Annotated in this window: 22 protein-coding genes; 1 reads left to right on the top strand and 21 read right to left on the bottom strand. The window is 59.7% G+C overall.

From position 1 onward, the window contains the following. Nucleotides 1-29: 29 nt before the first annotated feature. The 7 genes from menE to KB890_RS22065 form a co-directional block, all read right to left on the bottom strand. Complete coding sequence (gene menE / locus KB890_RS22095) at nt 30-1,406, bottom strand: o-succinylbenzoate--CoA ligase (protein ID WP_004180721.1); 1,377 nt, start codon at nt 1,404-1,406, stop codon at nt 30-32. Next, nucleotides 1,403-2,368, bottom strand: coding sequence for an o-succinylbenzoate synthase (menC, locus tag KB890_RS22090; RefSeq protein WP_004180723.1), 966 nt, complete (start codon nt 2,366-2,368; stop codon nt 1,403-1,405). Before menC ends, menE begins: the two co-directional genes overlap by 4 nt. Next, a complete protein-coding gene (gene menB / locus KB890_RS22085) occupies nt 2,368-3,225 on the bottom strand; it encodes a 1,4-dihydroxy-2-naphthoyl-CoA synthase (RefSeq protein ID WP_002913098.1) in 858 nt (285 codons plus the stop codon). The genes menC and menB overlap by 1 nt, the downstream gene beginning before the upstream one ends. A 14-nt stretch (nt 3,226-3,239) precedes the next feature. Next, nucleotides 3,240-3,998 carry a 2-succinyl-6-hydroxy-2,4-cyclohexadiene-1-carboxylate synthase gene (gene menH, locus KB890_RS22080; RefSeq protein ID WP_020324234.1) on the bottom strand — a complete coding sequence of 253 codons (759 nt, stop codon included), beginning with the start codon at nt 3,996-3,998 and terminating at the stop codon, nt 3,240-3,242. Continuing rightward, the gene (gene menD, locus KB890_RS22075) at nt 3,995-5,665 is read right to left on the bottom strand and encodes a 2-succinyl-5-enolpyruvyl-6-hydroxy-3-cyclohexene-1-carboxylic-acid synthase (RefSeq protein ID WP_004214600.1); all 1,671 of its coding nucleotides are present in this window, start codon (nt 5,663-5,665) and stop codon (nt 3,995-3,997) included. The genes menH and menD overlap by 4 nt, the downstream gene beginning before the upstream one ends. Before the next feature lie 82 nt (nt 5,666-5,747). Then, a complete protein-coding gene (menF, locus tag KB890_RS22070; RefSeq protein ID WP_020324239.1) occupies nt 5,748-7,037 on the bottom strand; it encodes an isochorismate synthase MenF in 1,290 nt (429 codons plus the stop codon). A gap of 135 nt (nt 7,038-7,172) precedes the next feature. Further along, on the bottom strand, nt 7,173-7,634 hold the full coding sequence (locus tag KB890_RS22065; protein WP_020324241.1) for a GNAT family N-acetyltransferase: 462 nt from the start codon (nt 7,632-7,634) through the stop codon (nt 7,173-7,175). Between the two features lie 57 nt (nt 7,635-7,691). On the opposite strand from KB890_RS22065, the gene rnz reads away from it, so the two are divergent. Continuing rightward, complete coding sequence (rnz, locus tag KB890_RS22060) at nt 7,692-8,612, top strand: ribonuclease Z (RefSeq protein WP_004180731.1); 921 nt, start codon at nt 7,692-7,694, stop codon at nt 8,610-8,612. Nucleotides 8,613-8,666: 54 nt separating this feature from the next. On the opposite strand, the gene nuoN is transcribed toward rnz, so the two are convergent. From nuoN to KB890_RS21990, 14 genes are all read right to left on the bottom strand, one after another. Beyond that, nucleotides 8,667-10,124 carry an NADH-quinone oxidoreductase subunit NuoN gene (gene nuoN, locus KB890_RS22055; RefSeq protein ID WP_004151107.1) on the bottom strand — a complete coding sequence of 486 codons (1,458 nt, stop codon included), beginning with the start codon at nt 10,122-10,124 and terminating at the stop codon, nt 8,667-8,669. Between the two features lie 6 nt (nt 10,125-10,130). Beyond that, nucleotides 10,131-11,660, bottom strand: coding sequence for an NADH-quinone oxidoreductase subunit M (gene nuoM / locus KB890_RS22050; protein ID WP_004180733.1), 1,530 nt, complete (start codon nt 11,658-11,660; stop codon nt 10,131-10,133). A 169-nt stretch (nt 11,661-11,829) separates the two neighbouring features. After that, nucleotides 11,830-13,671: an NADH-quinone oxidoreductase subunit L gene (gene nuoL / locus KB890_RS22045; protein ID WP_004151106.1), complete on the bottom strand. Its 1,842-nt coding sequence runs from the start codon at nt 13,669-13,671 to the stop codon at nt 11,830-11,832. Beyond that, nucleotides 13,668-13,970 (bottom strand): NADH-quinone oxidoreductase subunit NuoK, encoded by a 303-nt coding sequence (nuoK, locus tag KB890_RS22040; protein ID WP_002913148.1) that lies wholly within the window; start codon nt 13,968-13,970, stop codon nt 13,668-13,670. The genes nuoL and nuoK overlap by 4 nt, the downstream gene beginning before the upstream one ends. After that, complete coding sequence (nuoJ, locus tag KB890_RS22035; protein WP_002913150.1) at nt 13,967-14,521, bottom strand: NADH-quinone oxidoreductase subunit J; 555 nt, start codon at nt 14,519-14,521, stop codon at nt 13,967-13,969. Before nuoJ ends, nuoK begins: the two co-directional genes overlap by 4 nt. An 11-nt stretch (nt 14,522-14,532) precedes the next feature. Next, nucleotides 14,533-15,075, bottom strand: a complete 543-nt coding sequence (gene nuoI, locus KB890_RS22030; protein ID WP_002913152.1) for an NADH-quinone oxidoreductase subunit NuoI — start codon at nt 15,073-15,075, stop codon at nt 14,533-14,535. Between the two features lie 14 nt (nt 15,076-15,089). Further along, nucleotides 15,090-16,067, bottom strand: coding sequence for an NADH-quinone oxidoreductase subunit NuoH (gene nuoH / locus KB890_RS22025; RefSeq protein WP_002913156.1), 978 nt, complete (start codon nt 16,065-16,067; stop codon nt 15,090-15,092). Then, entirely contained in the window at nt 16,064-18,790 is a 2,727-nt protein-coding gene (gene nuoG, locus KB890_RS22020) for an NADH-quinone oxidoreductase subunit NuoG (protein WP_004149179.1), read from the bottom strand. The genes nuoH and nuoG overlap by 4 nt, the downstream gene beginning before the upstream one ends. A gap of 32 nt (nt 18,791-18,822) precedes the next feature. Further along, a complete protein-coding gene (nuoF, locus tag KB890_RS22015) occupies nt 18,823-20,160 on the bottom strand; it encodes an NADH-quinone oxidoreductase subunit NuoF (RefSeq protein WP_002913158.1) in 1,338 nt (445 codons plus the stop codon). Beyond that, entirely contained in the window at nt 20,157-20,657 is a 501-nt protein-coding gene (nuoE, locus tag KB890_RS22010) for an NADH-quinone oxidoreductase subunit NuoE (RefSeq protein WP_002913160.1), read from the bottom strand. The genes nuoF and nuoE overlap by 4 nt, the downstream gene beginning before the upstream one ends. Nucleotides 20,658-20,659: 2 nt before the next feature. Further along, entirely contained in the window at nt 20,660-22,468 is a 1,809-nt protein-coding gene (nuoC, locus tag KB890_RS22005) for an NADH-quinone oxidoreductase subunit C/D (protein WP_002913162.1), read from the bottom strand. 86 nt (nt 22,469-22,554) lie between these two features. Next, nucleotides 22,555-23,229: an NADH-quinone oxidoreductase subunit NuoB gene (nuoB, locus tag KB890_RS22000; protein WP_002913178.1), complete on the bottom strand. Its 675-nt coding sequence runs from the start codon at nt 23,227-23,229 to the stop codon at nt 22,555-22,557. 15 nt (nt 23,230-23,244) lie between these two features. Beyond that, the gene (nuoA, locus tag KB890_RS21995; protein WP_002913181.1) at nt 23,245-23,691 is read right to left on the bottom strand and encodes an NADH-quinone oxidoreductase subunit NuoA; all 447 of its coding nucleotides are present in this window, start codon (nt 23,689-23,691) and stop codon (nt 23,245-23,247) included. 651 nt (nt 23,692-24,342) lie between these two features. Next, on the bottom strand, nt 24,343-25,269 hold the full coding sequence (locus tag KB890_RS21990) for a LysR family transcriptional regulator (protein WP_002913183.1): 927 nt from the start codon (nt 25,267-25,269) through the stop codon (nt 24,343-24,345). Nucleotides 25,270-25,670: the final 401 nt, after the last annotated feature.

Genomic DNA, 25,670 nt, shown 5'->3' with positions numbered 1-25,670 from the left:
GGCGTTATGCCGCGGGATAATGCCGGTGGCTACGATACGGTCGCATGCGTCTGCTGCCTGACCCACTCGCACAGCGCCCGGCGCGAAATCTTAATCCCGCCGTTTTTTAACGTTTCCGGCAACCGCAGCCAACGCACCGGCTGCTGAAAACGCGCTAACCGCTCAGCGCTCCATGCCGCCAGCGCGCTCAACTCGCAGCCGTCATCGCATTCCACCACCGCTACCGGGCGCTGGCCATATTCCGCATCATCCAGCGGCACGATAAACACCTGCTGTACCTGTGGATGGGCGAGTATCACACGCTCGACCTCTTCCGGTTGAATACCTTCTCCACCGCTAAAAAAGAGGTTATCCATTCGCCCAACAACCGTCAGCCGACCGTTATGCAATGCTCCGCGATCGCGCGTCGCAAACCAGCCTTCATTGTTGGTTAATGACAACAATTGACCATCCCGCCAGTAGCCTGCGGCCATACTCGACGCCCGCAGCCAGATCTCGCCGGCGACTATTTTCACCTCTCGCCCCGGCAGCGCTTCGCCAACATCCGCAGCGCCGTCGGCCTCTTTGGCACACACGGTGGAGGCGAATTCGGTGAGGCCATAGCCGCAGAAGCTGCGTATGCCCTGCTTTCGCGCCCGTTCAGTCAATTCGACCGGGATCGACGCGCCGCCGAGCAGCACCGCCTTGAGGGAAACCGCAGCATCATCATTCAGCAGGCGCCATAGCTGAGTCGGCACCAGCGAAGCATGGGTACAGCCGTGCAGCATCTGCGCCAGCGGCTGTTTGTCACGTACCGTGAGTCGCGCGCCGGCCAGCAGCCAGCGCCAGACGATCCCCTGACCGGAGACATGGAACAACGGCAGCGACAGCAGCCAGTCATCTCCTGCGGCAAACGGCATCAGCGCCAGCACGCCAGCCGCGCTGGCCAGATGGGCGCTGGCGCTATGTACCGCCGCTTTCGGCAGGCCGATTGAACCGGAGGTCAACGTCATCGACACCAACCGATCGCCATGCCAGCAAACAGCATGCTCGCCCTCGACCAACTGCAGGGTTAACATCGGTAAATTCCCCGGCAACACATCGCCATTCAGCACCAGCTGATGCTGCATGGTTAACGCGGGTAACAACGCCTGCAGCAACACCGCTGGCAGCTGCGGATTCAGCGGCAGCACCCGCGCCCCGCACTGCAGCAGCGCCAGCCATGCCAGCAGAGTTTCCGGCTGGTTATAGGCCCGGAGCGCCACGCCCTGCCCTTCCATTACGCCCTGCGCGGCAAAACCAGACGCCAGCGCGTCAACCCGCGCGCATAGCTCCCGCCAGGTCAGCGGCTGGTTATTCAGACGTAAGGCGAGGGCCTCTCCGCGCCGCTGACGCCAGTGCCGCCAGGGCCAGTCGTTAAAGGTCACAGCAGCGGCTCCAGCGCATCAATGTTGAGCACCGGCAGCGCACTTTCGGGCCACGGCCGTACCAGCTGGGCGCCCATCAGCGACAGCGTATCCAGCCCAGGAATAGTCTGCGGCGTCAGCCAGGCGGCAATCCGCGCCAGCTGGGTCAAGCCGAGACTGGACTCGATCGACGAGCTGATCACTACGCTCAACCCCAGCGCATGCGCCGCGGCGACCTGTTGCTGCACCTTCTGCAAACTGCCGGTTAGCGTCGGTTTGATCACCACCGCACGTACGCCCGGCTCGGCGACAAAGCGGAAATCCGCCTCGCGCAGGCTTTCATCCCAGGCGATAGCGATCCCTGTCTCGCGGCTAAAGGCCCGAGAATCCTCCCGCGTTTTGCAAGGTTCTTCAAGAAAAGCAATGCGCTGGCGGTACGCCGGATTAACGTATTTGGCGAACTGTTGCGCTTTGAGCGGCGTCCAGGCGCGGTTGGCATCGAGCCGCAGCTGCAGGTCGGGGATCGCCTCCAGCAGCAGATTGACCACCATACCGTCGCGGACCGCCTCCCAGAGGCCAACTTTGACCTTAGCGACCTTCTCGCCGGGCATCGCCGCCAGTCTGGCGAATAGCTCATCCGGATCGCCGGAGCAGAGCGGCGCCGCGCGATAATCCGCGGCCTGCGGTAGTCCGCCGCTAAGCTCCGCCTGCGCGCAGCTGATGCCAAACGCGACGGAGGGCTGCGTGGGAAGCGGCGGCTCGGCGCCGTCGCGCCAGGCCTGTGCCCACGCTAACAGCGCCATTTTCGCCTCTTCCAGCGTCTCGACACTGAATCCCGGCAGGGGAGAAATTTCGCCCCAGCCTTCGCGTTCCCCCTCCTGCAGGCGGATGAACAGCCCGTCGCGGGTTTTTAACCGCCGCTCGCGCAGCACCACGCCCGCGTCCATCGGTATCTGCCAGCGGTAAACCTGCGAAACGCGCATTATGGATTCCGTTTAAATTTGCTGAAGTCCGGCTGACGTTTCTGGTTGAAGGCGTTGCGTCCTTCCTGCCCCTCTTCCGTCATATAGAACAGCATGGTGGCATTGCCCGCCAGCTCCTGCAGACCAGCCTGGCCGTCGCAGTCGGCGTTCAGCGCCGCTTTCAGGCAGCGCAAGGCCATCGGGCTGTTCTGCAGCATTTCACGACACCAGCGCACGGTCTCTTTTTCCAGATCCGCCAGCGGTACCACGGTATTCACCAGCCCCATGTCCAGCGCCTGCTGAGCGTCATACTGGCGGCACAGGAACCAGATTTCGCGCGCTTTTTTCTGCCCGACGATCCGCGCCATATAGGAGGCGCCCCAGCCGCCGTCGAAAGAGCCGACTTTTGGCCCGGTCTGGCCGAAGATGGCGTTTTCCGCCGCGATAGTCAGATCGCACATCATATGCAGCACGTGACCGCCGCCGATAGAGTAGCCGGCCACCATCGCGACCACCGGTTTTGGACAGGTGCGGATCTGACGCTGGAAGTCGAGCACGTTAAGATGATGAACGCCGGAGTCGTCCTGATAGCCGCCGTAGTCGCCGCGGACTTTCTGGTCGCCGCCGGCGCAGAAGGCTTTCTCACCTTCACCGGTCAGCACGATGACGCCGATATTGTCGTCATACCGGGCATCCGCCAGCGCCTGGATCATCTCTTTGACGGTCAGCGGGCGGAAGGCGTTGCGCACCTGCGGACGATTAATGGTGATTTTGGCAATCCCGTCAGTCGATTTGTGATAGCGAATATCGGTATAGCCTTCGGAGCAATCGTGCCATTCAACGGGGGCGTAGAGCATTGCTTCATCAAGAGAGATCATAGAATGTCCTTCAGTTAACTTGCCAGAATCTGCGCCAGACAGGCAATCACCGCCGCCGGGTTGTCCCGGTGCGCGTTGTGTCCGGCATAGTGAATAAGATGGAGATCCGCCGCGAGCGTCTGCGCGATGGCGCGAAACTTCGCGTCGCGCTCGCCGCACAGGTAGTGAAAAGGAAAATCGCGCGCCTGCAGAGACGCGCGCAGATCGGCCTGCGCGGCAAGGGAGGTTGCCTGCAGCATCGCCGCCAGCGTCGCGCCGTTGTTCCGGCTGCGTAAGGCGACCAATGACTCACGCTGCGCGGCATTCAGCGAAGCGAAGACCGGCTGCTGATACCAGTCGGCAAAGACCTGCTCAAGCGGCTCGCGGCGAAAACGTTCCGCCCAGGCGCTGTCATTGCTGCGCCGCGCCTGCCGCGCCTCTACATCCTGCAGGCCCGGATGGCCGCCTTCAACGATCAGCCCGCGCATGCCTGCGCGCGGCTGGCTGGCGAAGTTCATTGCCACCCGGCCGCCCAGCGAGTAGCCGATCAGCCAATACTTATGTATGTTGTAACTATTAAGCGTAGACTGCAGCAGAGTATTGACCCCGGCAAAGTCCTGCACCGCGATATCCGCGGAGCCGCCGTGCCCCGGCAGATCGAGGTACAGCCGCGGCCAGGCGGGAAAGGCGTCGCCCACTTTCCGCCACTCGTTGCGGTCGCCGGAAAAACCGTGCAGAAACACCAGCCAGGGATAGCCCGGCTGGCCGTTGTCGACAGCAGCGCTGAGGATCACAGGCGACTTACCTGCGCCAGCAGCTGCTGGAGGGTCTGCGCGCCGTCGGTCTCATTGACCGCCAGCTCAATCACCGTCGCCCCCGCCCTGCGCCAGGCGCCGGCCAGCGCCTCATCCAGCGACGGCCAGTCATCAGGGCGATGATAGGCCAGGCCGAACATCGCCGCCGCGTGGCTGAAATCCACGTCCTGCGGCATTAAATAGAACTGACGGCGTTCGTCCTGCGGCGTCGGCAGCATAGAAAAAATCTGCCCGCCGTTGTTATTCACCACGATCAGCACCAGCGGCGCCGACGCCTGGCGCAGCAGGGCCAGCGAGTTGAGATCGTAGAGCGCGGAGAGATCGCCAACGATGGCCAGCGTCGGTCGGGCGCTGGCGCGCTGCACGCCGGCCGCAGTGGCGATCAGGCCATCGATGCCGCTGGCGCCGCGGTTGCTGTAGACCGGATACCCGGCCGGTAGCTGCGCCAGGGCGTCGATCAGGCGCACCACCAGGCTGTTGCCAACAAACAATTGGCCCTGCTCCGGCAGATAGCGCCGAATACGCTGCGCCAGCTGCGCTTCGCCAAAAGGCTCATTGCTGGCGACCGCAGCCTGCCACGCCTGCCCGGCAAGCTGTGGGATCACCGTCGCCCACGGCTGGCGTTTCTCCGCCGGATGTAATTCGAGCCAGCGCTCAACGCTTGAGAGCAGACGGCGACCGCGGTGCTGCGCCGGGTCGAGGCGACCGGGCAGATTATCCACCAGCCAGTATTCATCCGGCTCGCAGGTCGCCTGCCACTGGAGCACGCGTTTGCCGGTCAGGCTGCTGCCGAGTTGCACGACGATCTGCGCCTGCGCCAGCTCGCTGACCGCTTTGCCGTTGCCCAGCCACAGGTCGGCGCACGGCAGCGGCTGCCCGGTCTGCGACAGGACATCGCCGATCAGCGGCCAGCCGAGGGTCTGCGCCCACTCAGCGACCTTTTTCCCTTCCGCGGCGCTCATTCTGCCCGCCACGACGACGCCGCGTTTTTGTCGCCAGAAGAACCAGTCGCGCTGCTTCTCGCTCTCTAACTGCAGCGCCTGGCGCAGCCAGGGTTTGTCGCTCTGCCACCAGTTGCCGAGCTGCTGCTGCCACTCCACGCCGGTCTCATCCATATCACCATACAGCGGTTCAGCGAACGGACAGTTAATATGCACCCCGCCGGCGTGCAGCGCCCCCAGCGCCTGGTCGATGGTTGAGACCAGCCAGCGGGCAGGAATATCCTGCGAGGGACGCGGCAAAGAAATCGTCTGCGCAGGATGGGAGGCAAACATCCCCGGCTGGCGGATAGCCTGGTTCGCGCCGCAGTCGATCAGCTCCGGCGGACGGTCGGCGGTCAACAGGATCAGCTTTTCACCGGTGAGCCCTGCCTCAATCAGCGCCGGATAGAGGTTCGCGGTGGCGGTCCCGGAGGTGACTATCACCGCCACCGGCTGCCGGCTGGCCTTCGCCAGGCCGAGCGCCAGGTGGCCGAGGCCGCGTTCGTCGAAATGGGTATGATGGATAAAGGCGCGGTTTTCCGCCGCCGCCAGGGTTAAGGGTGTCGAGCGCGAGCCCGGCGCGATGCAGATATGCTGCACGCCATGGCGCGTTAAAGCTTCCAGGATCACCGCCGCCCAGCGTCGGTTAAATGCGCTTACTGACATGAAATTGTCCGGTATCAAATATTGATGCTAAGTATAGATAAGGCAAAGTGACGTCGTTTTGATATGCATCGTCATTCAAGCTTTATGGACACAGCAGCGAGCGCAGCCCGGCCGCTTTGTTGTCTATCTCCTGCCACTCCTGCTGTGCATCAGAGCCGCTGACGATCCCCGCCCCGGCATACAGCCGCAGGGTGTCGTGGTTCACTTTCGCCGAACGCAGCGCCACGCAAAACTCGCTTTGCGCCAGTGACAGATACCCGGCGGACCCGGCGTACCATTCGCGGGAAAACGGTTCATGACGCTGAATAAACGCCAGCGCCGCCCGGCGCGGCAGGCCGGCCACCGCGGCGGTGGGCTGCAGCTGCAGCAGACAGCGGCTGTCGTCAGGCGCCGCCAGCTCGGTCCAGATGCAGCGTCGGAGATGCTGCACCTTACGCAGCCTCACCACCTGCGGCGGCAGGACGTCCAGCGTCGAGGCCTCACCCTGCAGGCGCTGGCAGATATCCTCTACCACCAGCATGTTTTCCCGCTGGTTTTTGTCGTCTTTCATCAACCAGTCGGCCAGTTGCTGCGCCTTCGCGTCTTCCTGATGGTTCGCGACGGTCCCCGCCAGCGCTTCGGTGCGCAGCAGCGCGCCGCGCCGGCGCCACAGCCGTTCCGGCGTGGAGCCGAAAAATGCCTGCCGGGCATTGAACGCCATCAGGAAATGAAAACAGTTAAGATTGCTGCGCCGGCTAGCCGCCATGATGCTCACGGCGTCCAGCGGGGAGGCAAACTGCAGGTCGGTTGCCCGCGCCAGTACTACTTTATCCATTTCACCGGCGCTGATCGCCTTAGTCGCCTGCGCAATCATTGCCTGCCATTGAGGATAGTCGGATGAGTGGCGCTCGCTCAGCAACGGCGGTATGGCGCCGGGAGTCGCCTGAGTGGTTGTCAGGCTGGCGAGAAACGCGCGGGCCGTCGCGGCATCCTCACGCAGGGAGATATCACTATGCAGCACCAGCCGCAGCACGGCCCTGCCGCCGCACCGGCGCCACTCCAGACGCGGCAGCGCCAGGCTGCCCTGCTGCGGTTCAAACGCATTCAGGCCGCAGATACGCAGATCCTGCCGGCCGGACTGGCGTAAAAAGCGGTTCGCCGCGTCGAGCGAGGTAAAGGTTTTTACCGCCCCCAGCGTCGCCAGTTTCTCATCGCCATTGCGCTGCTGCCAGTAAAACTGCGGCCATTGCGCCTGCTGGCCGCACCATAGTAGCGGATCGAAGGCATCATTCAGCGGAAAGGCAACATCGATAATTCGCGTGCCGGGCGAGTCTGGAAATGACTCGCCCAGGCCGTCTTGCAAACGGGCCAGCGCAGTGGAAACAGACAGCACGCAAACCTCCACGGTAGTAAAACCCCACATTATAAGGGGTTCGACGGCGGAATAGCAGTACCCATGATGAGGGAGCGGGTTTTATCTTACCCGCTCGCCGGGCCAGAGCTGCGTGTGGACGAGGGTGCAGAGGAGTCAGACAGCGCGCTTTTCTCGCGCCATGCCAATGTGGGGGATGCCATCCTCATCATAGACCTCGGTCACCGGCGTAAAACCAAAGTGGGCGTAAAAGGATTGCAGGTGCGCCTGCGCCCCGAGGTAAATCACCTTTTGCGGCCAGTGCTGCTGACAGCTGGCCAGCGCCTGCTCCATCAGCTGATAGCCGAGCTTCGCACCACGGGCGGCGGGGCTGACGATGACCCGGCCAATCACCACCGGCGCAAACTCCTCTTCGCTTTTGAGGATCCGCGCGTAGGCCACCAGTTCGCCATCGCGCCAGCCGAGCAGATGGCGATTTTCACCAACCAAATCATCGCCGTCGACATCCTGATAGACGCACTGCTGCTCTACGACAAAGACTTCACTGCGCAATTTCAGCAGCGCATACAGCTGGGGAACGGTGAGTTCACTATGGTGGAGATCCTGCCAGGTCATCATCTGCTGCTCCTTATTGATATACTGATACTTTGCGACTCGCCCTGAGGACACTGGACGATGGAATTAACTTTTTTGGGGACATCCGCCGGGGTGCCGACCCGCACGCGTAATATGACGTCGATAATACTGAATTTGCAACAGCCGACCCGCGCCGAAATGTGGTTGTTTGACTGCGGCGAAGGGACCCAGCATCAGTTTCTTCACACGCCCTACCATCCCGGCAAACTGAATAAGATTTTTATTACCCATCTGCACGGCGACCACCTGTTCGGCCTGCCCGGCCTGCTGTGCAGCCGCTCGATGCAGGGAAACTCCCTGCCCCTCACCCTCTACGGGCCAAAAGGACTCAAAGAGTTTGTTGAGACCGCGCTGCGCCTGAGCGGTTCGTGGACCGACTATCCGCTCACCATCATCGAAGTCGGCCCTGGTCTGGTGTTCGACGAAGAGGGCTATCGGGTCACCGCGTATCCGCTCAGCCATCCGGTGGAGTGCTATGGGTATCGCATTGCGCAGCATGACAAGCCCGGCACCCTCGACGCCGCCCAGCTGATTGCCGATGGCGTGCCTCCCGGGCCGCTGTTCCATCAACTCAAGCGCGGACAGCGCGTCACGCTGGCAGATGGCCGGGTCATCGACGGCAGCCGCTATCTGGGGCCAGCGACCCCGGGTAAAACGCTGGCCATCTTCGGCGATACCGCCCCCTGCCCGCAGGCGCTGGAGATGGCTCGCGGGGCGGATGTGATGGTCCACGAAACCACCCTTGAGCAGGCGATGGCGGAGAAAGCCAATAGCCGCGGCCACTCTTCCAGTCAGCAGACCGCGGCGCTTGCCAAAGAAGCGGGGGTCGGTACGCTGATCGCCACCCACTTTAGCTCGCGCTACGATGCCGAAGGCTGTCTGCGTATGCTGGCGGAATGCCGGGAGATTTTCCCTAACACGCTGCTGGCAGAAGACTTTATGGTCTACAAGATGGAGTAAAATCCGGGCATAAAAAAACCGCCATCCCGGCGGTTTTTTATTGAGTCAATCAACTTACATCAGCGGCGTCGCCAGCTGCACGATGCTAATCAGCGGCTGCGGCCAGATACCGAGCACCAGCACCAGCAGCGCGGAGATCAGCACCACGATACCGCCGGCGCTGTACTGCCAGTTTGACGGCGCATCGCGATTCAGTTGCTCCGGCGCGCTCAGGTACAGGCTCACTGCCACGCGCAGGTAGTAGTAGAGACCGATCGCCGAGCCGACAACCACCGCGGCAACCAGCCACCACAGATGCGCATGCACACCGACGGCCAGCACGTAGAACTTACCGATAAAGCCGAGGGTCATCGGGATGCCGGCCAGGGAGAGCATCATCACCGTCATCACAGCCGACAGGATCGGACGGTGCCAGAACAGGCCGCGGTAGGAGAACAGCGAGTCAGCATCCGGACCGCGGTACGGGCTGGACATCAGGCTGACCACGCCGAACGCGCCGAGGCTGCTGAACAGATAACCGGCCAGGTAGACGCCAACGGCTTCCATCGACATTTCGCCGCTCTGCAGGGCGATTAACGCCACCAGCAGATAGCCGAGATGGGAGATGGAAGAGTAACCGAGCAGGCGCTTAATGTTGGTCTGGCTCAGCGCCATCAGGTTACCGAAGATGATAGAGGCGAAGGCGATCAGGCCCAGCACCACGCGTACCGCTTCGCTGTTGCCCACCGGCATGTACAGGAACAGACGCATCACTACGCCGAAGATAGCGATCTTGCTGGCGGTCGCCAGGAAGGTGGAGACCGGCGCAGGCGCCCCCTGGTAAACGTCCGGCGTCCACAGGTGGAACGGCACCAGCGACAGTTTAAAGCCAAGACCGACGATCATCAGACCGAGGCCCGCCAGCAGCAGCGGCTCGTGCAGCATGTTGTCCGCCAGGCTTTTGCCCAGCGCGAGGAAGGACAGGTTGCCGGAGTTCGCATACACCAGCGCCATACCGAACAGCAGGAAGGACGAAGCTGCCGCGGAGAGGATGGTGTATTTGATGCTCGCTTCCAGCGAACGCTTCTGGCGGAAGGCGTAACCAACCAGGCCGAACAGCGGCAGCGAAATCAGCTCAATACCGAGGAACAGCGCCGCCAGATGATTCGCGCCGGCCAGCAGAATGCCGCCCAGGGCGGCGATCAGCACCAGCAGGTAGAACTCTTCTTTGTTGTCCTTGTAACCCTCAAGCCACGGGTAGGCGAAAGTACAGGTCGCGAGGCTCGCCAGCAGCACCAGACCGGTGTAAAGCATGGCGTAGCCGTCAACGCGGATCAGCGGCGTGACGTCCATCGCCCCGTTCTGGCCGACGAACCAGAGCGAGACCAGCGCGGCGTTAAGTCCAAGAACCGACAGCGTGGCATTGAGAAAATGATTGCGTCGCCACGCAATGGAGAGCATCACAACCACCACCGTCAAGCCGACGATCAGCAGCGGTAGCAGTGCGATCAGTTGTTGTGGAGTTATTGTCATGGCGAATTACGGCCTTGTAGTAGAAACAGAATTAACAAACCACTGCTGAATGTTGCTCATCGCAGCATGCGAGGTGTCGAGGATCGGCTGCGGGAAGAAGCCCAACAGCACCAGCAGCAGCACCAGCAGCAGGATGATAGACAGTTCACGCAGGGACATCCCCGGCAACTCTTTCGCCGCCACTTCGCTCTTCGCTTTACCGAAGTAAGCGCGATGTAACATCGACAGCGAGTAAACGGACGCGAATACCAGACCAAAGGTGGAGATGACGGTGATCGTCGGCACCACTTTATAGCTGCCGAACAGGATCATAAATTCGCCGACGAAGTTACCGGTGCCCGGCATCCCCAGGGTGGCGACAGCGAAGAACATCGACATCGCCGGCAGCCATTTAATTTTGCTCCACAAGCCGCCCATCTGGCGCATATCGCGGGTGTGCAGACGTTCGTACAGCTGGCCGCACAGAATGAACAGACCCGCCGCGGACAGACCGTGAGCAATCATCTGGATCACCGCTCCCTGATAGGCCAGCTGGCTGCCGGTGTAGATAGCAATCAGCACGAAGCCCATGTGGGACACGGAGGTGTAGGCGATCAGGCGTTTAATATCGGTCTGGGCGAAGGCCATCCACGCGCCGTAGAAGATACCAATCACGCCCAGCCACATGGCGATGGGCGCAAACTCGGCGGAGGCATTCGGGAACAGCGGCAGCGCAAAGCGCAGCAGACCGTAGGCGGCGGTTTTCAGCAGGATCCCCGCGAGGTCGACAGAGCCGGCGGTCGGCGCCTGGGAGTGAGCGTCCGGCAGCCAGCCGTGCAGCGGCACCACCGGCATTTTCACCGCGAAGGCGATGAAGAAGCCGAGCATCAGCAGGTATTCCACGCCGTGAGACATCGGGGTTTTCAGCAGATCTTCATAGTTGAAGGTCCACACGCCGGTGGCGTTGAAGTGGACGAAGGCCAGCGCCAGAATGGCAATCAGCATCACCAGACCGCTCGCCTGGGTATAGATGAAGAACTTGGTGGCCGCTGTGATACGCGTTTTACCGTCCGAGGCTTTGTGGCCCCACAGCGCGATCAGGAAGTACATCGGCACCAACATCATTTCCCAGAAGAAGAAGAACAGGAACATGTCGATGGCGAGGAACACGCCGATAACGCCGCCCAGGATCCACATCAGGTTGAGGTGGAAGAAGCCCTGGTATTTTTCGATTTCACGCCACGAACAGAGCACCGCCAGCACGCCGAGGAGACCGGTCAGCACCACCATCAGCAGCGACAGTCCGTCGATCGCCAGATGGATGCTAATGCCGAAGCGTGGGATCCACGGCAGCACGAATTCCGACTGCCATTGCGGAATACCCGCGGATTGCGTCAGAGAATAGCCGCCCTGCATCCACAGCTGCAGGCCAAGCACCAGCGTCAGTCCCATGGTAATCAGCGCGATCCAGCGCGGCACTTTCACGCCAAAGCGTTCGGTCTGCCAGCACAGGAAGCCGCCGATAAAGGGAATTAATATTAGCCAGGGTAGTAACATGGCGATTTTTATTCCTTGTTAAAGTCCCGTTCAGGACCGATTTTCAACGAATTCGACTACATTCACGTTTGAGTGCGGTTTGTTGTGTCGGGTGGCGCTTCGCTTACCCGACCTACGGTCTCGTAGGCCCGGTAAGCGAAGCGCCACCGGGCAAAACCGCGCGATCAAATCAACGCAATACCATCAGCAGCGCCAGCACCACCACCGCGCCGATGCTCATTGAAGCCACATACCAGCGCAGATAACCGTTCTCGCTCACCAGCAGGCCTTTGCCTGCGAAGCGGGAAAGGATCGCCGGGATATTCATCAACGAGTTCAGCGGATCGCGTTTCAGCAGCCAGGCAATACCGAGGAATGGTTTTACGAACACCTTGTCGTATAACCAGTCGAAGCCCCAGGCATGGAACCACCAGGTACCGAAGAAGCGGCCAGGCGCACTGTTGGCGATGGAGGTCACCAGCGTGCGTTTGCCCAGCCACAGCCATGCAGCGATCAGAATCCCGGCAATGGCGATGATCCCGGAGGCAATCTCCAGCGTCATCACGCTACCGTGGGCGAGCTCAGTGGTCTGCGGCAGTACGCCTTCCAGCGGCGGCACAATCAGCGCGCCAACGAAGGTGGATAGTACCAGCAGCACAATCAGCGGCAGATGATGGGTAATCCCCTTCCCTGCGTGCGCGTGAATTTGCTCTTTACCGTGGAATACGATGAAAATCATCCGGAAGGTGTACAGCGAGGTCATAAAGGCGCCGACCAGGCCTGCCACCATCAGATTGATATGGCCATTGGCCATCGCGCCTGCCAGAATCTCATCCTTACTGAAGAAGCCTGCGGTGATAAGCGGCAGTGCGGACAGCGCCGCGCCCCCCACCAGGAAGCAGACGTATACCAGCGGAATCGATTTGCGCAGGCCGCCCATCTTGAAGATGTTCTGTTCGTGATGGCAGGCCAGAATGACCGAACCAGACGACAGGAACAGCAGCGCTTTAAAGAACGCGTGAGTCATCAGGTGGAAAATCGCCGCGTCCCATGCCTGCACGCCCAGCGCGAGGAACATGTAGCCAATCTGGCTCATGGTAGAGTAGGCGAGAACGCGTTTGATATCGGTCTGCACCAGCGCGGCGAAGCCCGCCAACACCAGGGTGACCGCCCCGACGATACCGACCAGATGCAGCACTTCCGGCGTCATCAAGAACAGGCCGTGGGTACGGGCGATCAGATAGACGCCCGCGGTGACCATGGTCGCGGCGTGGATCAGCGCAGAGACCGGCGTCGGACCCGCCATCGCATCGGCAAGCCACGTTTGCAGCGGCAGCTGGGCGGATTTACCGACCGCGCCGCCAAGCAGCATCAGCGTCGCCCACTGCAGCGTGGTGCTGCCGTTAGCGAAGTGCTGCGGCGCCAGCTCCACCATTTCGCGGAAGTTCAGGGTGCCCAGTTCGTTATAAAGAATGAACAGCGCGAAGGCGAGGAACACGTCGCCGACGCGGGTCACCACAAACGCTTTCATCGCTGCGGCGCCGTTCTTCGGATCGGTGTAGTAGAAACCGATCAGCAGGTAAGAACAGAGGCCCACGCCTTCCCAACCGAGGTACATCAGCAGCAGGTTATCGGCCAGTACCAGAACCACCATGCTGGCGATAAACAGGTTGGTATAGGCGAAGAAGCGGGAATATCCCTCTTCACCGCGCATGTACCAGGAGGCGAACATGTGGATCAGGAAGCCGACGCCGGTAACTACGGAGAGCATGGTCAGCGACAGGCCGTCCAACACCAGGTTGAAGCCGATGTTGAAATCACCGACCGACATCCAGGTCCACAGCGGCACGCTGACCGCCTGTTTGCCGTTAGCGAAAAAGTCGACGCCAACGTACGCGGTGACCAGCGCCGCCAGGCCTACCGAGCCCATGCCAACGGCGGCGGAAAGATTTTCCGACCAGCGCCCGCGGGAGAAGGCCAGCAGCACAAAGCCAATCAATGGCAAAAGAATGGTTAAGGCAAGCATGTTCATCCACGCAACTCACTTACTGAATCGATGTTCAGGTTCTGGCGGCGACGATGGAGCTGCAGCAGCAGCGCCAGGCCGATACTCGCTTCCGCAGCCGCGAGGCTGATGGCGAGGATATACATTATCTGACCATCTGCCTGACCCCAGTAGCTACCCGCCACCACAAAGGCCAGCGCGGCGGCGTTAATCATGATTTCCAGGCTAATCAACATAAACAGCAGATTGCGGCGGATCACCAGCCCCGTCAGACCAAGCACAAACAGGATGGCCGCGAGGATCAGTCCATGTGTTAAGGGGATCATGCGTGTTCCTCCGTTTTTCGTTTGTCGCTGTCGTTCAGACGGTTGCTCAGCACCTCGCCGGCGCGCTCTTCGCGGCCAATGTGGAAGGCAACCACCAGGCCCGCCAGCAGCAGCATGGAGGCCAGCTCCACCGCCAGGACGTACGGCCCAAACAGCGCAATGCCCACTTCTTTGGCGTTAATCGCCGCACCGTCGATACCCTGGTCGTTAATGCCCAGGATGGCGTAAACGATAACCACCAGCAGCACCGCGGAGAGGATGGCCGGGCCAATCCAGATCCCCGGCTGCAGCCACTTGCGCTCCTGTTCGATCTCGGTGCCGCCCAGGTTGAGCATCATCACCACGAAGACGAACAGCACCATAATGGCCCCGGCGTAGACGATGATTTCCAGCGCTCCGGCGAAGTACGCGCCCAGCGAGAAGAACACCCCGGCAATCGCCAGCAGCGAAATAATCAGGTACAGCAGCGCATGCACCGGATTGGTGTGGGTGACGACCCGCAAGGTTGCGAGGATGGCTATCAGGCCACAGATATAAAAAGCGAATTCCATTGCCCCTCTCCTTACGGTAACAGGCTCTTGACGTCGATTGGCTTAGCTTCATTTTCCGCTTCGCCCTTATCTTTGCCGTCGATTGCCATACCCGCCATCCGGTAGAAGTTATATTCCGGGTATTTGCCCGGACCGGAAATCAGCAGATCCTCTTTTTCGTACACCAGATCCTGACGCTTGTATTCACCCAGCTCGAAGTCCGGGGTCAACTGGATCGCCGTGGTCGGGCACGCTTCTTCGCACAGGCCGCAGAAGATGCAGCGTGAGAAGTTGATGCGGAAGAACTCCGGATACCAGCGGCCGTCTACCGTCTCTGCTTTCTGCAGCGAGATACAGCCCACCGGGCAGGCTACCGCACACAGGTTACAGGCGACGCAGCGCTCAGCACCGTCCGGATCGCGGGTCAGCACGATGCGGCCGCGATAGCGCGGCGGCAGGTAGACCGGCTCTTCCGGATACATCCGGGTTTCACGTTTGGCGAAGGCATGCAGGCCAATCATCCAGATACTACGGACCTGGGTGCCGAACCCCACCAATAATTCTTTTAAGGTCATGTTCAATTCACCCCTTATTGCGCCTGCCAGAGAATGACAGCCGCCGTTACCAACAAGTTGACCAGCGTTAACGGCAGGCATACCTTCCAGCCAAAGGACATTACCTGGTCATAGCGCGGACGCGGTAATGATGCGCGGATCAAAATGAACATCATCATGAAGAACGCGGTTTTCAGCGCGAACCAGATGAAAGGAGGTAACCACGGGCCATTCCAGCCGCCGAAGAACAGCGTGACGATCAGCGCTGAAACGGTGACGATACCGATGTATTCCCCGACGAAGAACAGACCGAATTTCATGCCGGAATATTCAATGTGGTAACCATCGGCCAGTTCCTGCTCCGCTTCCGGCTGGTCGAACGGGTGACGGTGACACACCGCCACGCCGGCGATGGCGAAAGTCACGAAGCCGAAGAACTGCGGGATAACGTTCCACAGATGCGCCTGGTTGTTAACGATATCGGTCATATTGAATGACCCCGCCTGCGCCACCACGCCCATCAGGGAGAGACCGAGAAACACTTCGTAGCTCAGGGTCTGCGCGGAAGCACGCATCGCCCCCAGCAGCGAGTATTTGTTATTGCTCGACCAACCGGCGAATAGCACCGCGTAGACCGCCAGGCCTGCCATCATCAGGAAGAAGAGGATGCCGATGTTCAGGTCGGCCACCACCCACGTCGGGCTAACCGGCACGATAGCGAAGGCCAGCAGCAGCGAGGTAAAGGCGATAACCGGCGCCAGAGTAAAGATCACGCGATCGGAGAAGCGCGGGATCCAGTCCTCTTTAAAGAACATCTTGATCATGTCGGCGACCAGCTGCAGCGAACCGCCCCAGCCGACGCGGTTAGGTCCGTAGCGGTTCTGGAACAAGCCGAGCAGACGACGCTCGCCGAAGCTCATGAACGCGCCGCAGGTGACAACCACCAGCAGAATGACCACGGCCTTCAGGATGCTTAACAGAATGTCGATAAGATCCGGCGTTAACCAGCTCATGCTTTCGCCTCCTGCAGTGAATCAATACGCGATCCGGTCAGCACCGGCGCAATGCCCGGCATGCCCATCGGTAAGCCAACCTGTCCCGCGGTCAGGCCTTCAGAGATAACCAGCGGCAGACGCAGGGTCTGGCCTTCCACGCTAAAGGAGAGCATTGCGCCTGGGTTGACGCCAAGCTTCGCGGCATCCGCCGGGTTCAGCTTGATGTACGGCTCAGGCATCCGGCTCTGGAACACCGGCGCGCGCTGAGACAGCTCATCGCTGCCGAACAGATGGTAGTACGGCGCAATTCGCCATTTGCCCTCTTCCGCCTGGAAGCTGGCCGGCACCGCCGTGAAGTACTCCAGTCCGCTGGCGGACGCTTCAAACAGACGAACGCCCGGATCGCCGTGGCGCAGTTTCCCGCCCACTTCATCCTGGAACTTGTTCCATGCCTGCGGGGAGTTCCAGCCCGGCGCCCAGGCGAACGGGATCTGCGAACGCGGGGCGGACGGCTGGTTGTTCCCTTCCATGGAGAAGGCGAACATCGTGTCTTTATCCTGCGGCTGACGCGGCTCGTGCACGCTGATGTTAGCGCGCATCGCCGTGCGGCCGCTGTAGCGGTGCGGTTCACGCGCCAGCTTCTGGCCGCGGATGCGGAAGGTCGCATCCGGCGCGGCGTCTTTAATGCCCGCCAGCTGCGGCAGCGCGGCAATCGCCGCATCAATGACGTGGTCCAGCTGAGTCCAGTCAACCTGACGGTTGTTGACGGTGCTGTGCAGCGAATGCAGCCAGCGCCAGCTTTCCAGCATTACGGTTTTCGCGTCGTAGTAAGCCGGATCGTAAACCTGGAAGAAACGTTGGGCGCGGCCTTCGTTGTTCACCACGGTACCGTCGCTTTCCGCAAAGCTTGCCGCGGAGAGCACCAGGTGCGCTTTGTCCATAATCGCGGTGCGCTGATGATCCACCACCATCACCAGCGGCGCTTTCGCCAGCGCAGCGTCAACGCGCGCGGCGGAAGCATGACGGTGAAGGTCGTTTTCCAGCACGATAACCGCGTCTGCGGCGCCGCTTTCCAGTTCGTCCAGCGCCTCTTCAAGCGAGCCGCCGCCGATCATGCCCAGTCCGACGCTGTTAACCGCCCGGGCGACCATGGTCACCCCGACATCGGCGCCGCGGCCTTTCAGAGCTTTCGCCACGTTAGCGGCGGCCTGGATGATCTCCATGCTGCCGGCGTTGGTCCCGGAGATGATCAGCGGTTTTTTCGCCCCGGCCAGCGCCTGAACGATAACGTCGACTTTACCCTGCAGGTCCTGGCTCAGGCCGTCAACCGCCGGCGCGCTGTCGTCCAGCGCATGGGCAATAGCAAAGCCGAGACGCGCCTGATCTTCTACCGGCGCGCGGTAGGTCCACGCCGCGATGTCATCCAGGCGGGTGTCATCGACGTTGGTGACGAATAGCGGGTGCTTGGCGCGCTGGCCGATGTTGAGGATCGCGGCGATCTGCCAGTCGGCCACTTTCTGCGCCGCCGCCATTTCGCGTGCTTTCCCTTTCACTGCCTGGCGTACCGCCAGGGCCACGCGCGCGCCGGTCTGGGTAATGTCTTCGCCCAGCACCAGTACCGCATCGTAGGATTCGATATCGCGCAGGCTTGGCGTGTGGATCCCGCCCTCGCGCAGCACTTTCAGCATCATCTGCAGGCGCGCTTGTTCGCCTTTGGCGATGCCGGTATAGAAGTTGTCGGCGCCCACCAGCTCGCGCAGCGCGAAGTTGCTTTCAATGCTGGCGCGCGGGGAGCCGATGCCGATCACTTTCTTCGACTGGCGCAGGATATCCGCCGCCCCCTGCATCGCCTGCTCGGCGTTAAGGGTGATCAGATCGTCGCCGCGGCGCTGTACCGGCTGACGCGGACGGTCTTTCAGGTTCACGTAGCCATAGCCGAAACGACCGCGGTCGCAGAGGAAGTAGCGGTTCACGGTACCGTTATAGCGGTTTTCGATACGACGCAACTCGCCATAGCGTTCGCCCGGGCTGATGTTACAGCCGATGGAACACTGCTGGCAGATGCTCGGCGCAAACTGCATGTCCCACTTACGGTTATAGCGCTCGGAGTGGGTTTTGTCGGTGAAGACGCCGGTTGGGCAGACTTCCACCAGGTTGCCGGAGAACTCGCTCTCCAGGGTGCCATCTTCCGGGCGGCCGAAGTAGACGTTGTCGTGCGCGCCATAGACGCCCAGATCGGTGCCGTCGGCATAATCTTTGTAGTAGCGCACGCAGCGGTAGCAGGCGATGCAGCGGTTCATTTCGTGCGAAATAAACGGCCCCAGATCCTGATTGCGGTGGGTACGCTTGGTGAAACGATAGCGGCGGAAGCTATGACCGGTCATCACCGTCATATCCTGCAGGTGGCAGTTGCCGCCCTCTTCGCAGACCGGGCAGTCGTGCGGGTGGTTAGTCATCAACCACTCCACCACGCTTTCGCGGAACTGCTTCGCTTCGCTGTCGTCGATAGAAATAAAGGTGCCGTCGGATGCCGGAGTCATACAGGACATCACCAGGCGACCACGCGTGTCTTCCGCGTTCTGATATTGCTTCACCGCACACTGGCGGCAAGCACCGACGCTCCCTAGCGCCGGGTGCCAGCAAAAGTAGGGAATATCAAGACCAAGAGAGAGACAAGCCTCTAGCAGGTTGTCCGCCCCGTTGACCTCGTATTCTTTGCCGTCTACATGAATCGTAGCCATTTGCGTGCTTCCAAAAATAAAAAACCTTTAGATTACCAGCGCGTCTTAAGCAGGTTCGGCTGAATCCCGTTGATTGCATGGGTATTGCTGAACTGCTGCTTAATGCCAGCCTCGAATTCTTCGCGGAAATATTTAATCGCGCTCTGTAGCGGCTCGACCGCGCCCGGCGCGTGCGCGCAGAAGGTTTTACCCGGGCCCAGGAATCGACACAGTTGCTCAAGGGTTTCGATATCGCCAGGCTGGCCTTCGCCGCGCTCCAGGGCGCGCAGGATCTTCACGCTCCACGGCAGACCATCGCGGCACGGCGTACACCAGCCGCAGGACTCGCGGGCAAAGAACTCTTCAAGGTTGCGCACCAGCGAGACCATGTTGATCTCGTGGTCAACGGCCATCGCCAGCGAGGTGCCCAGACGGCTGCCCGCTTTACCAATGCTTTCGAATTCCATCGGCAGATCGAGGTGCGCTTCGGTGAGGAAGTCGGTCCCTGCTCCGCCCGGTTGCCAGGCTTTAAACTTCAGGCCATCGCGCATACCGCCGGCGTAATCTTCGAGGATCTCGCGGGCAGTGGTGCCGAACGGCAGCTCCCAGACGCCCGGATTCTTCACCCGGCCGGAGAAGCCCATCAGCTTGGTGCCAGCATCTTTGCTGGTGGAAATGTTCTGGTACCACTCGACGCCGTTGGCGAGGATCGCTGGCACGTTGCACAGGGTTTCTACGTTGTTGACGCAGGTCGGCTTGCCCCAGACGCCGGAGCTCGCCGGGAACGGCGGCTTGGATCGCGGGTTGGCGCGGCGGCCTTCCAGAGAGTTGATCAGCGCCGTCTCTTCGCCGCAGATATAGCGCCCTGCCCCGGTGTGCACGAACAGCTCGAAGTCAAACCCGGTGCCGAGGATGTTTTTCCCCAACAGACCCGCTTCGGTGGCTTCAGCAATCGCGCGACGCAGATGCTGGGCCGCTTCAATATATTCCCCGCGCAGGAAGATGTAGCCGCGGTACGCTTTCAGCGCAAACGCGGAGATCAGCATGCCTTCCACCAGCAGGTGCGGCAGCTGCTCCATCAGCAGGCGGTCTTTATAGGTGCCCGGCTCCATTTCATCGGCGTTACACAGCAGGTAACGGATGTTCATGGATTCGTCTTTCGGCATCAGGCTCCACTTCAGACCAGTGGAGAAGCCCGCGCCGCCGCGCCCTTTCAGGCCAGCGTCTTTTACCGCCGTGACAATCTCATCCGGGGCCATCCCGGTCAGGGCTTTACGCGCCCCTTCATAGCCATTTTTACTGCGATACTCGTCCAGCCACACCGGCTGCTTGTCGTCGCGCAGGCGCCAGGTGAGCGGATGCGTTTCCGCAGTACGAATTACGGTTTTCATTTGTACTGCTCCAGCAGGTCAGGAATTGCCTCCGGCGTCAGATGGCTGTGAGTATCCTCATCAATCATCATGGTCGGTCCCTTGTCGCAGTTACCCAGGCAGCAGGTCGGCAGCAGGGTAAAGCGGCCATCAAAGGTGGTCTGCCCCGGCTTGATATTCAGTTTCTTCTCAATGGCGGCCTGAATACCCTGATAGCCGGTGATGTGGCATACCACGCTGTCGCAGTAGCGGATCACGTGACGGCCAACCGGCTGGCGGAAAATCTGGCTGTAGAACGTCGCCACGCCTTCCACGTCGCTGGCCGGGATCCCCAGCACATCGGCGATGGCGTAGATCGCGCCATCCGGCACCCAGCCGCGCTGTTTCTGAACGATTTTCAGCGCTTCGATGGACGCCGCACGCGGGTCTTCGTAGTGGTGCTTCTCGTGCTCAATAGCCTCACGCTCTGCCGCACTCAGCTCAAAAGCCTCGGTTTGTGGTTGTTGATTCTCGTGCATAATTAGCGGTCCACGTCTGACATAACAAAATCGATACTACCCAGATAGACGATCAGGTCGGATACCAGGCTGCCGCGGATCGCCGACGGGATCTGCTGCAGGTGCGCAAAGCTCGGCGTACGCACGCGGGTACGGTAGCTCATGGTGCTGCCGTCGCTGGTCAGGTAGTAACTGTTGATCCCTTTGGTCGCCTCAATCATCTGGAAAGATTCGTTGGCCGGCATCACCGGGCCCCACGATACCTGCAGGAAGTGGGTGATCAGGGTTTCGATATGCTGCAGCGTGCGCTCTTTCGGCGGCGGCGTGGTCAGCGGGTGATCCGCTTTGAACGGGCCTTCCGGCATGTTATCGAGGCACTGCTGAAGAATGCGCAGACTCTGGCGCAGCTCTTCTACTTTCAGCATCACGCGGGTGTAGCAGTCTGAGACGCCCCCCCCGGTCGGGACTTCGAAGTCGAAGTTTTCATAGCCAGAGTAAGGACGCCATTTACGCACGTCGAAGTCGATACCGGTGGCGCGCAGGCCTGCGCCGGTGGTGCCCCACTCCAGCGCCTCTTTGGCGGTATAGGCTGCCACGCCGACGGAACGGCCTTTCAGAATGGTGTTGCGCAGGGCGGCCTTCTCATAGGAGTCCAGACGCTTCGGCATCCACTCGAGGAACTCACGCAGCAGGCGATCCCAGCCACGCGGCAGATCGTGCGCGACGCCGCCGATGCGGAACCACGCCGGGTGCATACGGAACCCGGTAATCGCTTCCACCAGATCGTAAATTTTCTGCCGATCGGTAAAGGCGAAGAAGACCGGCGTCATCGCGCCGACGTCCTGAATAAAGGTCGAGATATACAGCAGGTGGCTGTTGATGCGGAACAGCTCGGAGAGCATCACGCGGATCACGTTCACGCGATCCGGTACGGTGATCCCAGCCAGTTTTTCCACCGCCAGCACGTACGGCATCTCGTTGACGCAGCCGCCGAGATATTCAATACGGTCGGTATACGGGATGTAGCTGTGCCAGGACTGACGCTCGCCCATCTTCTCGGCGCCGCGGTGGTGATAACCGATATCCGGTACGCAGTCGACGATCTCTTCGCCGTCCAGTTGCAGAATAATGCGGAACGCACCATGCGCCGATGGGTGGTTCGGACCGAGGTTGAGGAACATGAAGTCCTCGTTGTCGGTGCCGCGCTTCATGCCCCACTCTTCCGGTTTAAAGGTCAGCGCCTCCATCTCCAGATCCTGTTTGGCTTTGGTCAGCTCAAACGGGTCGAACTCGGTGGCGCGCGCCGGATAATCTTTACGCAGCGGGTGACCTTCCCAGGTCGGCGGCATCATGATGCGACGCAGGTTCGGGTGACCATCGAAGGTAATGCCAAACATTTCCCAGGTTTCACGCTCATACCAGTTGGCGTTGGGGAACAGTTTGGTGAAGGTCGGCAGATGCAGATCGTTTTCCGACAGCGCCACCTTGAGCATGATGTCGCGGTTGCGATCGATGGAGATCAGGTGATAGAAAACGGAAAAATCCGCGGCGGGCAGGCCATCGCGGTGCGTGCGCAGACGTTCGTCCATGCCGTGCAGGTCAAACAGCATCACGTAAGGCTTCGGCAATTTCTTCAGGAAATCACCCACCTCCAGCAGCTGTTCACGCTTCACCCATACCACCGGTACGCCGGTACGGGTTGGCTGAACGGTAAAGGCATCCGGCCCAAAGCGGTTGCGCAGTTCGCCAATCACCGGGTCATCAAGGTGATCGCGGGTTTGCCAGGCTGGTGCGGCGTCATGCGCGGTTAAATCGGTCATATTGTTCACCATTGCAAAAGGTCCGTGGTGACTGCCGGCGAGACTTCGCGCTGTTGTAGATTGATTTGCGAAGTGGTTCTCCCGCCCGCAGGCGCAAATTAAATCTCGTCCGGCGTCCGCAGATTGGTCACTGCAATACGTTCGCCGCGTTTACGCTCGCGTTCCGACTGCATATTGGCGCGATAAACGCCCTGATCGCCAACCACCCATGAGAGCGGACGACGTTCTTTACCAATGGACTCCTGCAGCAGCATCAGCGCCTGCATATAGGCCTCCGGACGCGGCGGGCAGCCCGGGATGTACACATCGACCGGAATGAATTTATCCACGCCCTGGACGACGGAATAGATGTCGTACATCCCGCCTGAGTTGGCGCAGGCGCCCATGGAGATCACCCACTTCGGCTCCAGCATCTGATCGTAGAGACGCTGAATAACCGGCGCCATTTTGGTAAAGCAGGTTCCCGCGACCACCATCAGATCCGCCTGACGCGGAGAGGCGCGCAGAACTTCTGCCCCAAAACGCGCAACGTCATGCACCGCAGTGAATGACGTCACCATTTCCACATAACAGCAAGAAAGGCCGAAGTTGTACGGCCAAATTGAGTTCTTACGGCCCCAGTTCACCATGTCATGCAGCGCGTGTTCGAGTTTCCCCATATACACGCTTTTATTGACTTCCTGCTCCAGAGGATCGGTAACGATCTCCTGTTTCTGCAGGGGGTAACGGTCGTTCTCACCGTTAGGATCTATGCGGGTGAGCGTATAATCCATCTTATTGCCTCGCTTTTACTGCATATGACGGTTAGTGGGACTGTCTGTTTCCGGGTTAACCAGCGTGCGACGGGAACGCGCAGGCGTCCAGTCCAGTGCGCCGATGCGAACGAGATAAACCAGACCAGCCAGTAGCACTAAAATGAAAATTGCGGCTTCCACAAAGCCGACCCAGCCGCTCTCGCGGATAGAGGTCGACCATGCGTAGAGATACAGGGCTTCCACGTCGAAGATAACGAAGAACATGGCAACCAGATAAAACTTCGCAGAAAGACGTAAGCGGGCCGAACCGACGGAGTCGATCCCCGATTCAAACGGCGTGTTTTTACTACGCGCGCGCGCGCGACCGCCAAGGTACCAGCCGCCGACGAGCATGAGGCAGCACAGGCCGATAGCGATGATGAGAAATATAGCGAATGCCCAATGATGAGCGATGACTTCAGTGGATGTTGACATACGCATTGCTTAACCAAAAAAGTGTAGCGCCAAAACCCTCTGCTCTTACTGGCAGATGAACGCCACAGCGTTTCACGGGAGGAATAAAAAATAACCGTGCAAAAAAGCGTCCCTGGTCGATGTGAGAAGCCCAGATGCCGTGGCTTTTTACCCCTTTCTTTAACCTTTTGTCAACTTTAACAAAAGTTTTCATAACATTAATTTACATTGGAATCTTTTCATTAACATTAAATGCCCTTTTCTGCGAAATAACCTTGCATACTGTTCGGTTTTAGTGTTGTTGAATCGTGTCCGTTTCCGTCGTAAATCAAAAATCCCTTCTATTTTGACAGGATTTAGCCTCGATTCCTCCCCCCAAAGAGGGGTATTTTCTTGATCTGCGACACGGTTTTGTTAATTACCCCAGGAAATCGGCAACAATCCATCCGGTTTTTTAACATTAGCAGGAAGTGTTGAAAGTGCAGGGAAAAGTCGACAAGCTGAGCGCCTTGTCACGCCAATACGCTGATTTTTCTGCAAAGAAATACAAAATAGATTCAAAACATCAATAAGAGTGCAAAAAAAAGAGCCGCCAGGCGGGAAACCAACTCCTGAGGCTCTTTTTGGGCACTTACATTCTGTTACCAGTTTTTGTGATCTTTGTTAGCAAGAATACCCTTACAAAACCAAGGTATTCCCTCCCTCTTCCGGAGTAAGTGCTGTGCCCGTTTCCCAGGGATGGATCTCCTGGCTCAGAGACTGAAAAATCGCCTGCGGCAGTTCGCTCACCGTCCGCGGATTGCAGCTGACGACGTACCGGGTGTCCGGCAACGCCGGTAACCCCTCACTGATGCCAGCCACGCGTAGATCCGGGCTCATCATTTCGACCGGGCGCGCCGTCACGCCCAGCCCGGCCTTCACCGCCGCTTTCACGCCCGATAGCGAGGAAGCTCCGTGGGCCAGATGCCAACTGACGCGAGCAGTTTCCAGCGCGGCGATAATATCCTGGCGGAATGGGCTTGGCTCTTCGAGCAGGATCAGGGGGATAGATTCCCCCTTCGCCAGCACATATTCCGCTGCGCAATACCAGAGAGTAGGTGATGTTCTCAGGGTAAAAGAGGTAAAGCCGGGAGGCTGATGGGTGGTCAACGCCAGATCGACCAGCCCCTCGGCCAACATCTCCATGATGGCGGCATGGGGGTGAACTTTGATCTCCAACGTCATTCTGGGATAGAAACAGCCGATGCGGTTTAACAAAAACGGCAGGATGGTGTCAGCCGTTTCTTCTGACGCACCGATGCTCAGAGCCCCCTGCAGGCTGCCATACATCAGCGACATACAGGCTTCATCGTTAAAACGGAGAATTTTGCGGGCATAGCCCAGCAGCTGGATCCCCTGCTCGGTCAGCAGCTTATTGCGGCCGTGGCGGGCGAAAAGCTCTTTGCCCACCAGCTGTTCCAGGCGTTGCATTTGCTGACTGACCGCGGACTGAGTACGACACACTGCGGCGGCGGCGGCGGCAAAAGTGTTCAAATCAGCGACCGCGACAAAGGTACGCAGCAGATCGAGATCGAGGTTGAGTATGGGACGTGTTGTATTAATCATCTTTCTTCACTTACAGGTGGCTAACGCTGACCTGCCTTGTTGATGCTTTACGCCAGGTTTCCGGCTATTCCCTGAGCCTCGTGCTCACCGTCTGACGGCGGATAAACAACTGGACGAACGTTATTACATGCCAAAGTACTCGTCTGGGCAAATGCGCAGAACTGCGGAGTAATATATTGTTCGTATTTCTCATTATTATTTATTACCACGACCAGCCAGGCGCCATACGTCGCCGCGGGAACCCGGTCAGTGATGCTGAGAAAATCGCTCTTCTGGCGTAACTTTCCGGCAGAAAAGGAACAATAAAATCCTGTAATAACAATATATTAAATCTCAATGCAACCGCAGTTCTTGGCGGTTAACACGGATATTAACGGTGATATTCTAACCTATCCCCCTCC

The sequence above is a fragment of the Klebsiella sp. P1954 genome (genome assembly GCF_018199955.1).
Taxonomy (GTDB): domain Bacteria; phylum Pseudomonadota; class Gammaproteobacteria; order Enterobacterales; family Enterobacteriaceae; genus Klebsiella; species Klebsiella pneumoniae.
The sequence above is the reverse complement of the archived record's forward strand: the minus strand, read 5'-3'. Positions and strand labels throughout refer to the sequence as shown.